Origin of the sequence: Kribbella sp. NBC_01510 (assembly GCF_045040325.1) — a bacterium.
Lineage (GTDB): Bacteria > Actinomycetota > Actinomycetes > Propionibacteriales > Kribbellaceae > Kribbella.
The window spans coordinates 1,963,355-1,977,572 of the sequence record NZ_CP109418.1 but is presented as its reverse complement, the minus strand read 5'-3'; the positions used below and the strand labels follow the sequence as shown (position 1 = coordinate 1,977,572).

Below are 14,218 nucleotides of genomic sequence, written 5' to 3'. Positions count from 1 at the left end.
TCACGTGGTTGTCGTCGTGGTGGAGGGCTGAGCATGCACGGAAGAATCCGCACCTGGGGACCCGGTGCCCTGGTGCTGCTGCCGACGGTGCTGCTGCTCGGGTACTTCGTGTACGGGCTGATCGCCTGGACGTTCAGCACGTCTCTGACCGATCGGCACACCGCCCGCAGGGGCTCGGCGAACTACGTCGGGTTCGAGAACTACACGAACCTGTTCCATGAGGACCGGTTCCTCAACTCGCTGAAGAACCTCGGCGTGCTCACGGTGCTGTTCATCGTGGGCACGCTGATCTTCGGCTTGGTCTGGGCGCTGCTGCTGGAGAAGGGCGTCACCGGCGAGGGCGTGTTCCGGTCGATCTTCCTCTTCCCGATGGCGATCTCGATGATCGCCTCGGGTGTCGTCTGGGGCTGGTTGCTGAACCCGTCCCAGGGTGACGACGCGCGCGGGCTGAACCGGCTGTTCGAGATTACCCAACTGCACTTCCTGGAGAATCCGTGGTGGACCGCCGGGAGCAGATGGACGACGATGGCGGCCATCGCCCTGCCGGCGGTCTGGCAGCTGTCCGGGTACATCATGGCGCTGTTCCTGGCCGGTTTCCGGGGCATCCCGCCGGAGCTGCGCGAGGCGGCGCGGGTCGATGGTGCGTCGGAGTTCAAGCTGTACCGGCACGTGCTGTTCCCGCAGTTGTCGCCGATCGCGCTGTCGGCGCTGATCATCCTCGGCCACATGTCGCTGAAGCTGTTCGACCTGATCTACGCGATCACCGGGCCGAACCAGTTCCGCACCGAGGTGCCCTCGATCCTGATGTGGAACACCTTGCTGCGCGGCGACCAGGCCAAGGCGGCCGCGATCGCGATCGTGATGCTCGCGGTCGTCGCCGTACTCGTCATCCCGTACGTCGCGTACACCGTCCGGCAGGAGACCAACGAATGACCGCTGTCGAGGCCGCCACCGGCACCACCGCGGCAGCGATTCGCCGGAAGCCACGCACCGGCGCCGATGGGACGACCCGGCTGAGCCGGTCGATCAAGTATCTCCTGCTGCTGCTCTTCCTGCTGTTCGTCCTCATCCCGGTGTACGTCGTGGTGGTCGGCAGCTTCAAGACGTCCAGTGACACCACTGCCGCCGCGCAGTGGAACTTGCCGCAGGTCTGGACGGTGGAGCCGTGGCGCAAGGCCTGGGACGTGCTGCAGCCGTACCTCGTCCGGTCGCTGTCGCTGGCGATCCCGGCCGCGATCATCTCGTCGATGATCGGGTCCATCAACGGGTTCGTGCTGGCGCGCTGGCGGTTCCCGGGCGCGAACATCGTGTTCGCGTTCATCCTGTTCGGGATGTTCATCCCCTACCAGGCGGTGATGCTGCCGCTGCGGGTGACCTTCACCGACCTGAACGTCACCCGGGGTATTCCGACGCTGATCATCGCGCACTGCATCTACGGCATCCCGATCTGCACGCTGATCTTCCGGAACTACTACGCGACCATCGTGCCGAACGAGATCATCGAGTCGGCCCGGGTGGACGGCGCGGGGCTGGTCCAGACCTATGCCCGGATCATCCTGCCGATCTCGATCTCCGGGTTCGTGGTGACGCTGATCTGGCAGTTCACCTCGGTCTGGAACGACTTCCTGTTCGCCCTGTTCCTCACCACGCAGCAGAACGGCCCGGTCACGCTGGGCCTGGCCGCACTGGCAGGCGGGCAGAAGGTCGACTACGCGGCCAGCATGGCGGGTGCGCTGATCTCGTCGTTCCCGACCCTGCTGGTCTACATCCTGCTGGGCCGCTGGTTCATCGGCGGCCTGATGGCGGGCGCCCTCAAGGGCTGATGGTTCGTCGTGCGGCCCGTGCTACTCGACGCACGGGCCGCAGTCCGTCGGTGACGGCGTGTCGATCGACTTGTCCACAGGACGCGCGCAGGGGCCTGCGGGGGACTGTCGGCGGACGGTAACCTCACGAACGTGACCAAGTCTCCCCGCGGCCGGGACGGACGACGCAGCCATCTGCGGCTGGTCGGCTCGACGCCCGGCTCACCCCACGGACCGACGGCAGGTGTCGATGTCGACATCACGCCCAGCGTCGCCGTGCTGGAGACCCTGCAGGAAACGCTCTCCCTCGATCTCGCCGCCGCGCCCCGCGCGCTGCACCCGGTGATCGCCGAGGCCTCGGTCGCGCGTTCGGCCGCGATGCTCGCGGACCAGCTGTGGCCGGCCGGGCGTCCGGACGAGATCGGCGAGGTGGAGCGGTTCTTCTGGGCCGACGCCGCCCGGGTGCTCGGCGAGCGCCGCGATGTGGACTCCTTCGTGTTGTTGACGAGCCTGGCCCGCACGGTCGGTCCGGCCGGGCGGCTGCCGCTGCAGCGGGCCCATCTGTCCCGCCTGCGCACACAGGCCGAGGTGCCGGAGTGGGTGACCCGGATCGCCGGGTTCCGGCTGACCAGCGCGATCGTGTCGGAGGACATCACCGGCGACGGACTGAGCGTGGTGCTCGACTACGACGACGCGCAGCATCCGCACACCGTGGTGGTCTTCATCGACAACAACCTCGGCGCGATCGTGAAGGACGTGTTCGTCGGGCCGCCGGTGGATCGGGTGCTGGAGGCGTATCAGCGCGGCGGCCGGGTGACGATCCGGACCGTGCGCCCGTCGACCGCGGCCGGGATCATCCTGCAGGCGCTCGGCGAAACCGACGACTACGACGATCCGCCGGTGAGCGAGGACTTCGAGTTCTTCTCCGGACTGCTGGTGAACCGGCTGACCCAGCTGCCCGAGCGCCCGATCAGGCCGCCGATCCGGCCGTTGCTGTCACCTCGGCAGCGGGACCAGCTGGTCGACGAGTTCCTCGAGTCGCGGCACGCCATGGGGCTGTCGGAGGACGCCGCGGACATCATCCGGTTGTGGATCGACCACGCGGTGGATCACACCGTCGGCGGTCCGTTGCGGGTGAGCGCCGTACTGGTGGAGCTCTTCCTGGCGCACTGGTTGCCGCGCAAGGTGCTCGCCGATAGCACCTATTTCGAAGCGGTTCCGGTGGCGGTGAAGGCGTGGCTGGAGTTCGCCGGGGAGCGGACCCACCTGCCGCTGGACGCCATCGACGAGGCGGTCGACGCGGTGGACGTGTGGACGCCGGCGCTGGAGGCTGCCGCGATGATCGACCCGGTTGGCTCCAAGCCGGGCGAGCGGGTCTTCCTCGACGACACCACCAACGACCTGGAAGACGCCTACCGAGCACTCTCCGGCCTGGGTTCACCACCGCAGCCGGACCTGCACGGCCTGGACAAGTCCCAGGCCGCCACCCTCTCCGTCCTGGCCCCACACGCCTGGCTGATGGCCGGTGAGACGTTGGGCAACGCCTACGCCCCCGACGCCTTCGACATCGCCGAACGCCTGGTCCGCGACGCCCCCGACCTCCTCACCAAGGCCCGCCTCTCGACCTGGCCCCGCGCCATCGTCTGGCTCCTGGCCCACCGCCACCGCCTGGTCGGCCCCGGCGAGACCCTGACCCCCTACGCCCTGGCCGCCGACCTCTCCTCGTCCCCCGCCACCCTCCGCAAAACCGCCAAACTCCTCACCGACACCCTCATCCTCCCCCGCTAGCCCCACGCCCCCGCACGCCGGCCGCCCCCGCACGCCGGGCCGCCCCGCACTCCGGCCCGCCCCCTCGTACGCCGGCCGCCCGCACACTGGCCCGCACCCTCGTACGCGGGCCTCCCGCACGCTGGCCCTCCCTCCCGCAGCTGGGTCCCCGTACGCCCGCCCCCCGCAGTCCCACCGGCGGCTGTCGGTTGTGGGGAGGGCGGACACCCACTTGGGGGTGAGGACAGGGAATAGCCTGTTCAAGCCCACCGGTTCCTGTCCGAGGCCCCGGGATCAGGGTGGATGCGACCCGCGTCCTCCCGCGTGACCCGGCTGACGGCTGCCGGCTGCCGGGTTGCGGGGCTGCGGACACCCACTTGGGGGTGAGGACAGGACATAACCTGTTCAAGCCCACGGGTTCCTGTCCGAGGCGCCGGGATCAGGGTGGACGCGACCCGCGTCCTCCCGCGTGACTCGGCTGACGGCTGACGGCTGACGGCTGACGGCTGACGGCTGACGGCTGACGGCTGCCGGGTTGCGGGGCTGCGGACACACACTTGGGGGTGAGGACAGGACATAACCTGTTCAAGCCCACCGGTTCCTGTCCCAGGCCACGGGATCAGGGTGGACGCGATCCGTGTCCTCCCGCGTGACCCGGCCGACGGCTGCCGGCTGCCGGGTTGCGGAGCTGGGGACACCCACTTGGGGGTGAGGACAGGGAATAGCCTGTTCGAGGCCACCGGATGCTGTCCCGGGGCCCCGGGGGTTGGGTGGTTGGGGGGCTGCGGACAATGGGGGCATGCATGTGCGTGCGCCGGAGCTCAAGGGTCGTGGGTGGTTGAACACCGGGGGACGGGAGCTGAAGCTCTCGGACTTCCGGGGCCGCTTTCTGTTGCTGGATTTCTGGGCGTTCTGCTGCATCAACTGTCTGCATGTGCTGGACGAGTTGCGGCCGCTGGAGGAGAAGTACGGCGATGCGCTGGTGATCGTCGGCGTACATTCGCCGAAGTTCGCGCATGAGGGGGAGGAAGCCGCGGTCCGGGCTGCCGTGGAGCGGTACGAGGTGGGTCACCCGGTGCTGGACGATCCGGAGCTGATCACCTGGCAGAACTACACGGCCCGCGCCTGGCCGACGCTCGTACTGGTGGATCCGAACGGCTACATCGTCGCGCAGTACTCGGGCGAGGGCCACGCGCACGCCCTGGACGCACTGCTGACCGAGCTGATCGCCGAGCACGAGCGGGCCGGCACGCTGACCCGAGGCAACTCGCCGTACGTCGCGCCCACCCCGGAGCCCACGGATCTCCGCTTCCCGGCGAAGATCGTTGCGCTGGACAACGGATTCCTGGTCGCGGACGCCGGGAACCACAGCCTCGTCGAGCTGGCTGCTGACGCGGAGACCGTCGTACGGCGGATCGGCACCGGTGAGCGTGGGTTCGTCGACGGCGGCGCGTCCGAGGCGCGATTCTCCGAGCCGAATGGGTTGACCCTGCTGCCGGACGAGGTGGCGGCGAGGGTCGGGTACGACGTGGTGGTCGCGGACACGGTGAACCACGCGCTGCGCGGGATCACCTTGTACACCGGCGAGGTGACGACACTCGTTGGCACCGGCAAGCAATGGATGGACGGCGACGGCACGGACGTCCTGAGTTCACCGTGGGATGTCGCGTGGTGGCAGGACAGGGTGTGGATCGCGATGGCCGGCGTCCACCAGTTGTGGACGTACGATCCGTTCCGCAAGGTCACAGAAGTTGCCGCTGGCACGACGAACGAGGGGCTGAAGGACGGCCCGCTTGCCGATGCGTGGTTCGCGCAGACGAGTGGTCTCGCGGTGGACGGTGACCGGCTCTGGCTGGCCGACTCCGAGATCTCCGCGCTGCGCTGGATCGACACCGAGGTGCACACCGCGGTCGGCACCGGCCTGTTCGACTTCGGGCTGCGTGACGGCAAGGCGAGCGAGGCGCTGCTCCAGCATCCGCTCGGTGTGACCGTGCTCCGGGATGGTTCGATCGCGATCGCCGACACCTACAACGGCGCCGTACGTCGCTATGACCCGCGCACCGACGTGGTCGACACGATGGCGACCGGGCTGGCTGAGCCGAGCGGTGCTGTTGTCGTGGGCAACGAACTGCTGGTGGTCGAGTCGGCCGCGCATCGGCTGACCCGGATTCCGCTCGGCGCGTCGGCGAAGGCGGACGAGTTCAGCACCCGGACACAGCGGCCGCCGATGGACATCGCGGGTGGCGAGGTGACGTTGGAGGTCGTGTTCACGCCGCCGCCGGGGCAGAAGCTGGACACCCGATACGGCCCGTCGACGCGGTTGCTGGTGTCGTCCACGCCGGAGAGCCTGCTGCGTGAGGGCGCGGGCGACTCGACAGACCTGACTCGCCGGCTCGTCATCGACGAGCGGGTCGGGGACGGGGTACTGCACGTCGCCGTACAGGCTGCTTCCTGCGACGACTCGGCCGAGGTCGAGTTCCCGGCGTGTCACATGCACCGGCAGGACTGGGGCGTGCCGATCCGCGTCACGGCGGACGGCCCCGCCCGGCTGGAACTGGTGCTCTCAGGCGCGACCGCCTGAGAATCTACTCCTGAACGTCGCGGTGGTGCTCCTCGACGACGCGGTACTCCTCCTCGACCGCGGGGTCGATCGCGTCGGTCTCGACGCGACGGCGCCGGTTGGTGATGTAGAAGGACAGCGCGATGCCGGCCAGACCGGCCAGCATCAGGATGTAGCCGACGACTGTCAGGTTGACCGCATCCCACGAGTCCTGGACGGCGAACGCCAGTACGGCGCCGACGACCATCAAAAAGATCCCCACACCGATGCTCACGCGAGCCTCCTAGTGACATCCTCTGTGCCCCGACGCTACTCCGCCGCGACGGCGTAATCCATCAACACCGGTGTCTTGTGCACCACCCGGCACCCAATTAGTACCCGCGGTCAAACCTGCTTGATCAGTGGGTGCGGAGGTCGATGTCGCCGCTCACGGTGCTCGCCTCGATGGTGTGAGACCCGTTCGGGTCGTCGCCCAGCTCGTTGTCGACGTCCCCGCTGCGGGTGTCGGTGCTGACGTTGTAGCCGCCGGACGGAGCGGTCACCTCGATGTCGCTGCTGGTGCCCTTGGCGCGTACGTCGTTCGCCTCGGCCAGCCCGAGTTCGATGTCCCCGGAGCTGGTCTGGACGTTCACCGGACCGCCCTTCAGACCGGAGGCCGTGATGTCGCCGGAGTTCGCCGTCACGTCCAGCTTGCCGGTCAGGTCGCCGATCTCGACGTCGCCCGAGGTGAGGTCGAGCTTCACGTCGCCGCTGACATCGTCGAGCTCGATCTTGCCGGACCGCGACTTCGCGTCCACCCCGCTCACCCCGGAGATCGACAGGTCGCCGCTGCCGTTGTCGCCGGTCACCTTGGTGCCGCGCGGGACCGTCACCACGAAGTCGGACCTGCACTGCCAGCCGCAGTCGCCGTCGAGCTTGAGTACGCCGTCCTTCACGGAGTACGCGTCGCCGTGCTTCCAGAGCCAGTACGTGCGCTTCTCCTGGACCGTGGTCTTGTCGTCGTTGGACACCTTGATGGTGATGTCGGCGCTCTCGGCGGCCAGCTGGACCTTGGTGATCCGCTCGTCGACCTGGTGAGTGTCGTCGGAGTCCCGGTCCCCGAACTGCCAGAACGCCAGCCCCGCCGCAGCCACCAGAAGGATCGCCCCGAGCTGCTTGGTCTCCGCCATCATCCGCCTCTTCTCGTACCCCGCCCACCCTTGTCGGCTCGACAGTAGGCGCGGGCACGGTGGCGCAGGATCCGGCAGACCCCCGGAGGCTTCCCTGAGCGGATCCTCAGGGAAGCCTGAGTCGCCGGACGTGACGCGACCCTGGCTCGGACAGGGGAAGCCAAGCCAGGGTCGTGGTGTTGCCACCGGCAGAAACGTTGCTACACCAGCGACGTCCTCACCAGGGCAGATCGTGGGGCAGAGCAGGGCAGATCTATCTGCCCCGAGGGTTTTCGAGCCTCCGGCTCGACCCGCGCAAGTGGTCGAGCCGGAGGGGCTGGAAACTCAGAAGGCGGACTCGGGCAGGTCCATGATGTCGAGGTCGGTGAGCTCGGCCTTGATGCGCTCGGCCCGGACCGTCGGCATCGTGGAGCGGACGAACCACTGGGCCGCCGCGACCTTGCCGGAGTAGAAGTCCTGGTCGGCGGGGGAGAGCTCGCCGCCGAGAGCGTTCAGCGCGACCTCGGCCTGACGCAGCATCAGCCAGGAGCAGACCACGTCACCGAGGACGTACAGCAGCCGCGACGTGTTCAGGCCGACCTTGTAGATGTTGCGCGGGTCGCCGTTCTCCGCCTGCGGGTTGCTCGCCATCAGCGCCTGGCCCATCACGCCCAGGATCTTCTGGGTGTCCTCCAGGCCCTTCGCCAGCAGCGCCCGCTCCTCCTTCAGCCGGCCGTTGCCCGCCTCCGAGGCGACGAAGCCCTGGATCAGGTCGGCCAGGTGGCCCAGCGCCTTGCCCTGGTCCTTGATGATCTTGCGGAAGAACAGGTCCTGGCCCTGGATCGCGGTCGTGCCTTCGTAGAGCGTGTCGATCTTCGCGTCCCGCACGTACTGCTCGATCGGGTAGTCCTGCAGGAAGCCGGACCCACCGAAGGTCTGCAGCGACTCGGTCCCGAGCAGCGTCCACGACTTCTCCGAGCCGTAGCCCTTGACCAGCGGCAGCAGCAGGTCGTTCACACCTTCGGCGACCGTGTCGTGCTCACCGGCGTACCGGGCCTGCTCCGCGCGATCCTGGTACGTCGCGGTGAACAACACCAGCGCCCGCAGTGCCTCGGCGTACGCCTTCTGCGTCATCAGCGAACGGCGGACGTCCGGGTGGTGCGTGATCGTCACCCGCGGCGAGTCCTTGGCCGGCTGGGTCAGGTCGGCGCCCTGGACCCGCTCCTTCGCGTACTCGAGCGCGTTCAGGTAGCCGGTGGAGAGCGTGGCGATCGCCTTCGTGCCGACCATCATCCGCGCGTACTCGATCACCTGGAACATCTGCGCGATGCCGTCGTGCACCTCGCCGAGCAGCCAGCCCTTGGCCGGTACGCCGTCGCCGAAGGTGATCTCGCAGGTCGTGGAGACCTTGATGCCCATCTTCTTCTCGACGTTCGTGACGAAGGCGCCGTTGCGCTCCCCGGTCAGCTCGCCGGTCTCCAGGTCGAAGTCGTACTTCGGAACCACGAACAGACTCAGGCCCTTGGTCCCGGGACCGCCGACACCCTCGATGCCCTGTGGCCGGGCCAGCACCAGGTGGACGATGTTCTCGGTCAGGTCGTGCTCGCCCGAGGTGATGAACCGCTTGACGCCCTCGATGTGCCAGCTGCCGTCCTCCTGCAGGATGGCCTTGGTCCGCCCGGCGCCCACGTCCGAACCGGCGTCCGGCTCGGTCAGCACCATGGTGGCGCCCCAGCCGCGCTCGATGATGTGGTGCGCGATCTTCTGATCCCGCTCGGTGCCGTTGCGCCAGAGCACGTGCGCGAAGTTGGGGCCGGCGGCGTACATGTGCACCGGCGGGTTGGCGCCCAGCACCAGCTCGGCGGCGGCCCAGCGCAGCGACGGCGGGGTCGGCTGGCCGCCCAGCTCGGCGGGCAGCTCGAGCTTGAACCACTCGGCGTCCATGTATGCGTGGTAGCTCTTCTTGAACGCCTCGGGCATCCGGACCTCGTGCGTGTCCGGGTCGAAGACCGGCGGGTTGCGGTCGGCCTCGGCGAAGGACTCGGCCAGCTCGTGCTTGGCCAGGCGGTCGATCTCCGCCAGCACCTCACGCGCGGTGTCGACGTCCATGTCGGCGTACGGGCCCTGCCCGAGCACCTCGTCACGGCCCAGAACCTCGAGCAGGTTGAACTCGATGTCCCGCAGATTCGACTTGTAGTGGCTCACAGGGGCTCCCCTACCTCTTCGCAGCATTGTACTCACGAGTAACTTGAGTATATACCCGCCGGTAATGAAGGCAAAGTGCGATTGGGTGTGAGGTATGAAGCTGATTTACGAGACTCACGCCACCACTGTCGACAACGAGAACGGAGTAGCGACCGGCTGGCTGCCGGGAGAGTTGTCCGCGCGCGGGCGCGATGAGGCGCGCGAGCTGGGCCGGCGGCGCGGCGACGTCGATGTGGTCTTCAGCTCCGACCTGAGGCGTGCGGTCCAGACAGTCGAGCTGGCTGGGCTGGCGGCGCCGCACTTCCAGGACTGGCGATTGCGGGAGTGTGACTACGGCGAGTTCAACGGGGTCTCGCGGGACCTGCGCGTTCCGCCGGCCCAGCACGTCGAGCGCCCGTTCCCCGGCGGTCAGAGCTACAACGACGTGGTCGAGCTGACCCGCTCGTTCCTGGCCGACGTGAAGCGCTGGTACGACGACCAGGTGGTGCTCGTGGTCGCCCACTCGGCGAACCAGTGGGCCCTCGAACACCTGCTCGGCAGCCGGAAGCCGATGGGCGAACTGATCGTTGCCTCGTTCAACTGGCAGCCGGGCTGGGAGTACGAGTTGTAGCCCCGAACCTCGAGTCGAAGACCTTCTCGCGACCTAGGATCGGCGCGGAATGAGCACGAGGCCGCGCACGGCCTCACGAGTCGTACTGGAGATGACAATGGGCTGGGGCTTTGGCACCAACAGCGACAAGGTGAAGGACGATATGGCCGGCGAGGTAGTGGAGGAGAAGTCCAGGCTCTTCGGAAAGGTAGTCGGCAAGCTCGATGAGCAAGGCAAGAAAGCGGCGGCAGACAACATCACCAAGAATGCGGGCCGGGCAGACTCGCCAGAGGTACTGGCCGACAGGCGCAGTCGTGGCAAGGGCGGCGGTCAGAGTCGCTGACTGAAAGGATGGCCGGCCCTTGCGGCCGGCCATCCCGTTGCCACTAAGGGGTGTAGACCGGCGCGCTGCCGTAGAGCTTCTGGGTGAAGGCGGTCATGTACGACGAGGTGTCCGACTCGGTGAGGTTGTAGGTGAGGAAGACGCCGTACCCCTCGCTGACCGTCCGTTGGGCGAGGGTAGCCGCGGTGGACGAGCTCGTCGCGGTGTATGACACCGCGGCCGGCGAGAGGCGGGACTTCGAGGTCGGGCCGCTCGGGACGGCCCAGGTGCCGTAGTACGGGTTCCAGGCGTAGTCGAACGTGTTGGCGATGCTCTGGCCGTTGTAGGTGAGGCGGTCCGCGGCGGGGCCGATGTCGTACAGCGTGATCAGCTTGTTCGGGAGCTTGGCGCGGAGCGCCTGGACCAGGTAGACGAACGAGAAGTCGTTGGGCTGGCCGGTGCCGTTGTTGCCGTACTCGGCGTACTCGTCGTCGAAGTCGATGCCGTCCAGGCCGTACTGGTTGACCGCGTCGGCGAGCTGCTGGGCGAAGGCATCGGCCGCGGCCTGGGACGGGAAGTTCGCGAAGCCGGCGCCCTGGTGGTTGCCGAGGATCGACAGCAGGACCTTGATGCCCTTCTGCTGCAGCGGCCGGACCTGGGTCGCGACGTTGTCGAGCACGCTCTGCACCTGCTGGTTGAAGGACAGGTACGCGTTCGAGCCGTCGTAGTTGATGTTCGCCGCGAAGATCACCGCGACGTCGATCACCTGGGCGCCGCCGTTCGCAAGCGTGTACTTGCCGGCGCTCAGCATGCTGTGGTCGTTCACCTCGATGTACGCGACCGTAACCGGGCCGGTCTTCGCCGCGTTGCAGTGCTTCCCTCGTGCCTGGGCGGGCAGCGCGACACCGGTGGTGGCCGCGGCGGCGCCGGCAGCCAGGGCTGACAACAGGGTCCTTCTGCGCATGGGTTGTTGACTCATACGATCGACTCCTCCTCAAAGGCGGGCGGTGCGCTATATCGGTTAAGTACCCATCACTGGCCAGCCGGGAGTGCAGGCGGCAGCAGCAGATAAACCGGTATAGCGACACCGATCATCGATCGGGCCCTCACGCGGTGTCAAGGGCTCACTACGGCGGACTACCTGGTGCGGAGCAGCTTGAAGTCGACGTCGAGGGGTTGGGTGCGGGATGGGAGCTCGGTGATGCTGATGCCGTCCTTGAACGGCCGCAGCGGTATCGCCTCTCCGTCCATACTCCATTGACCGGACGAGGTGCCGGCGGTCAGGACGATCAGCACGCTGGTGCTGCCCTTCGTCAGGATGGCCCAGTAGATCCCGCGCACGCCGGGGCCGATCCCGCCGTGGATTTCCAGCCCGCCGCTGTCGCTCTCGCCGATGAAGGTGCCGCCGACCGGGTGACTCTTGGCGTCCGTCCGCGGATCGATGGACGTCGTCGGCTGCACGACGAGCGCGGCCTTGCCGGCTGGAGTGTTCCCTGCCCAGTAGACCTTGGGGGTGCCGGGGTACGGGTCGTCCCCGGTCGTCATGTGGGTCCTGTCCGTGAGGTCCTTCCAGGTGGCGAGGGCCTGCCCCAGAAAGACGCTGTCGCCGGCGAGGTCGCCCCGGGTCTTCCCTCTCAGCAGGGCCGCGAACGGATCCCCGGACTGCGCCCGCGACTGCGGCGAGGCCAGTGCCCTCGTCCGGTCGTCGGGTTGATGGCGGGTCCGGGGCCTGCGATGCTGGCGGAGATGTTCCCGACCCGGGCGCGCTACACCGGGCTCGGGCTGGCGTACTCGTTGTCCAACGCGGTGTTCTCGGGGTCGGCCGGGCTCATCATCACCGAGTTGATCAAGCGGACGAAGAACGTCGACATCCCGGCCTGGTATGTAGCGGTGACGTGTGCGGTGAGCGTGGCAGCGCTGCTCACGTTGCGCGGAGACGACTACCGACGGGAGTTGCGGGACTGACATGCGAGTCATCGGCCTGATGTCCGGGACGTCGTACGACGCCATCGACGCCGCCGCGGCGGATCTTCGGCTGGACGGCGATCAGTTGGTGCTGACGCCGCTCGGCCTGCTGAGCCACCCCTATTCGGACGAACTGCGGGCTGCTGTCGCCGGTTCGTTGCCGCCGGCAAGTACGACGATGGAGCAGGTGTGCCGGCTGGACACCGGGATCGGGCAGGCGTTCGCCGACGTCGCGCGGCAGGCGGTCGAGCAGTTGTGTGGCGGGTACGCCGATCTGATCGTGTCGCACGGGCAGACGATGTTCCACTGGGTCGACGGAGGGTCGGTGCGCGGGACGCTGCAGCTCGGGCAGCCGGCCTGGATCGCGGAGGCGACCGGGATCTCGGTCGTGTCGGATCTGCGGTCGCGTGATGTGGCGGCGGGCGGCCAGGGTGCGCCGCTGGTCAGCATCCTCGACGTGCTCTGGTTGCGCGGGCGCAGCGGCGTACCGATCGCGCTGAATCTCGGCGGGATCGCGAACATCACCGTGGTGCATGGTGAACCTGTTGCCTTCGACACCGGTCCGGCGAACGCGCTGATCGATGCGGTGGTGGCGGAGCTGACCGGTCGTGCGTTCGACGCGGACGGGGTGATGGCTGCGCGCGGGCGGGTGAACGAGGAGTTGCTCGGGCGGTTGCTGGCGGAGCCGCACTATGGCCGGCCGGCGCCGAAGTCGACGGGGAAGGAACTGTTCAACCTCGCGTATCTCGCGCGGGCACTGGAGGGGCTGCCGGACATCCCGGCCGACGATCTGGTCGCCACGGTGACGACGCTGACCGCCAGGACCGTCGGCGACGCGGTGCGACGGTACGGCGGGACCGAGGTGATCGCGTCCGGCGGTGGGATCCGGAATCCGGTGCTGATGCATCTGCTGGCGTCGGAGGTCGGCGTCCCGGTGCGGACGACGGACGAGCTCGGGCTCCCGTCGGCGGCCAAGGAGGCGTACGCGTTCGCCGTACTGGGCTTCCTGACGGCCCATGGGCTCGGCGGGACGGTGCCGAGTTGCACGGGCGCGGGGCATTCGAGCGTGCTCGGGTCGGTCACTCCCGGGCTGCGCGGCCTGCCGGTTGTTCCGGGCGACGTGCGGCCTCCCGTGCGGCTCGTGGTGCGGTGACCGCACTGAGTGTCGCGCGAGTGGTGGAGCTTGGCGCTGCTGACGCCCATGCACGCACCTCGGGGCACTTGAGCAGCGTCCACGATGCTCCGCATCGAGGACGCTCCTCAAGCACCCCGATGCACGCACCTGGACGCCACCATCGCTCAAGCTCCACCACTCGCGCGACACTAGGACTGTGACGAGGTTGTTCGTGGTGACCGGTGCGCCCGGTTCTGGGAAATCGACAGTGGTGCCTGAGTTGCTCCGGCTGAGTCCGGGGAACCTGGTCGTGATGGACATGGACGAGTTACTGGACGACCACGGCCGGTTGCTCGGGATCGACATCGCGAGTCCGACCGCGGTGCCGATCTGGCCGGCGTACAACGCCCTGTGGTTGCGGATCACCGAGCTGATCCGGCGGTCCGGGATCCCCGTGCTGTTGCTGTCGCCGCTGCTGCCCGCCGAGCTGCCCGAGGGGCGGTGGCTGCATCTGGACTGCCCCGACGCCGTCCGGCGGAAACGGCTGGCCGGGCGAGGCTGGCCGGCGGCGCAGATCGAGGAGGCCTTGGAGGACGCGGCCGAGCTCCGCAAGCACGTGCCGCGGTCGGTCCGGGGTGACGTCGCGCCGGAGCGGTGCGCGAAGAGCATCCTCGAGTGGCTCCGCGGCGAACGGTTCGGCGGCCCGCTGAACCTCTGGGAACGGCTGCGCGGCTGATCTGCGGAAC

The 14,218-nt window shown here is 68.2% G+C and carries 14 protein-coding genes; 9 read left to right on the top strand and 5 right to left on the bottom strand.

The genetic code is table 11. The features are described 5' to 3' along the window. The first annotated feature begins 33 nt into the window (after positions 1 to 33). The 4 genes from OG558_RS09790 (at position 34) to OG558_RS09775 (ending at position 6,150) form a co-directional block, all read left to right on the top strand. A complete protein-coding gene (locus OG558_RS09790; protein WP_405069925.1) occupies positions 34 to 933 on the top strand; it encodes a carbohydrate ABC transporter permease in 900 nt (299 codons plus the stop codon). Then, positions 930 to 1,823, top strand: coding sequence for a carbohydrate ABC transporter permease (locus OG558_RS09785; RefSeq protein WP_329482855.1), 894 nt, complete (start codon positions 930 to 932; stop codon positions 1,821 to 1,823). Before OG558_RS09790 ends, OG558_RS09785 begins: the two co-directional genes overlap by 4 nt. A gap of 132 nt (positions 1,824 to 1,955) precedes the next feature. Next, positions 1,956 to 3,590 (top strand): hypothetical protein, encoded by a 1,635-nt coding sequence (locus OG558_RS09780; protein ID WP_405069924.1) that lies wholly within the window; start codon positions 1,956 to 1,958, stop codon positions 3,588 to 3,590. Between the two features lie 778 nt (positions 3,591 to 4,368). Continuing rightward, entirely contained in the window at positions 4,369 to 6,150 is a 1,782-nt protein-coding gene (locus OG558_RS09775) for an NHL domain-containing thioredoxin family protein (protein ID WP_405069923.1), read from the top strand. Between the two features lie 4 nt (positions 6,151 to 6,154). Here OG558_RS09775 and OG558_RS09770 read toward each other — a convergent pair whose 3' ends face one another. The 3 genes from OG558_RS09770 to OG558_RS09760 all read right to left on the bottom strand — a co-directional run bounded on the left by OG558_RS09770 (position 6,155) and on the right by OG558_RS09760 (position 9,482). Beyond that, positions 6,155 to 6,403 (bottom strand): DUF6458 family protein, encoded by a 249-nt coding sequence (locus OG558_RS09770; RefSeq protein WP_329482849.1) that lies wholly within the window; start codon positions 6,401 to 6,403, stop codon positions 6,155 to 6,157. A 124-nt stretch (positions 6,404 to 6,527) separates the two neighbouring features. Continuing rightward, positions 6,528 to 7,301: a DUF4097 family beta strand repeat-containing protein gene (locus OG558_RS09765; RefSeq protein ID WP_405069922.1), complete on the bottom strand. Its 774-nt coding sequence runs from the start codon at positions 7,299 to 7,301 to the stop codon at positions 6,528 to 6,530. 321 nt (positions 7,302 to 7,622) lie between these two features. Further along, positions 7,623 to 9,482, bottom strand: a complete 1,860-nt coding sequence (locus tag OG558_RS09760; protein WP_405069920.1) for an acyl-CoA dehydrogenase — start codon at positions 9,480 to 9,482, stop codon at positions 7,623 to 7,625. A 94-nt stretch (positions 9,483 to 9,576) separates the two neighbouring features. On the opposite strand from OG558_RS09760, the gene OG558_RS09755 reads away from it, so the two are divergent. Together OG558_RS09755 and OG558_RS09750 are read left to right on the top strand one after the other, a co-directional pair. Continuing rightward, positions 9,577 to 10,092 (top strand): histidine phosphatase family protein, encoded by a 516-nt coding sequence (locus tag OG558_RS09755; RefSeq protein ID WP_405069919.1) that lies wholly within the window; start codon positions 9,577 to 9,579, stop codon positions 10,090 to 10,092. Positions 10,093 to 10,189: 97 nt separating this feature from the next. Further along, positions 10,190 to 10,414, top strand: a complete 225-nt coding sequence (locus tag OG558_RS09750) for a hypothetical protein (RefSeq protein ID WP_405069918.1) — start codon at positions 10,190 to 10,192, stop codon at positions 10,412 to 10,414. 43 nt (positions 10,415 to 10,457) lie between these two features. On the opposite strand, the gene OG558_RS09745 is transcribed toward OG558_RS09750, so the two are convergent. Both OG558_RS09745 and OG558_RS09740 read right to left on the bottom strand, forming a co-directional pair. Next, complete coding sequence (locus OG558_RS09745) at positions 10,458 to 11,372, bottom strand: endo-beta-N-acetylglucosaminidase H (RefSeq protein ID WP_405069917.1); 915 nt, start codon at positions 11,370 to 11,372, stop codon at positions 10,458 to 10,460. A 158-nt stretch (positions 11,373 to 11,530) separates the two neighbouring features. Beyond that, on the bottom strand, positions 11,531 to 11,938 hold the full coding sequence (locus OG558_RS09740) for a hypothetical protein (protein WP_405069916.1): 408 nt from the start codon (positions 11,936 to 11,938) through the stop codon (positions 11,531 to 11,533). Positions 11,939 to 12,139: 201 nt separating this feature from the next. On the opposite strand from OG558_RS09740, the gene OG558_RS09735 reads away from it, so the two are divergent. The 3 genes from OG558_RS09735 (at position 12,140) to OG558_RS09725 (ending at position 14,208) form a co-directional block, all read left to right on the top strand. Further along, positions 12,140 to 12,358, top strand: coding sequence for a hypothetical protein (locus OG558_RS09735; protein ID WP_405069915.1), 219 nt, complete (start codon positions 12,140 to 12,142; stop codon positions 12,356 to 12,358). A 1-nt stretch (position 12,359) separates the two neighbouring features. Then, positions 12,360 to 13,511 carry an anhydro-N-acetylmuramic acid kinase gene (locus OG558_RS09730; protein WP_405069914.1) on the top strand — a complete coding sequence of 384 codons (1,152 nt, stop codon included), beginning with the start codon at positions 12,360 to 12,362 and terminating at the stop codon, positions 13,509 to 13,511. A 178-nt stretch (positions 13,512 to 13,689) separates the two neighbouring features. Beyond that, positions 13,690 to 14,208, top strand: coding sequence for an AAA family ATPase (locus tag OG558_RS09725; protein ID WP_329482840.1), 519 nt, complete (start codon positions 13,690 to 13,692; stop codon positions 14,206 to 14,208). The last annotated feature ends 10 nt before the right edge of the window (positions 14,209 to 14,218 follow it).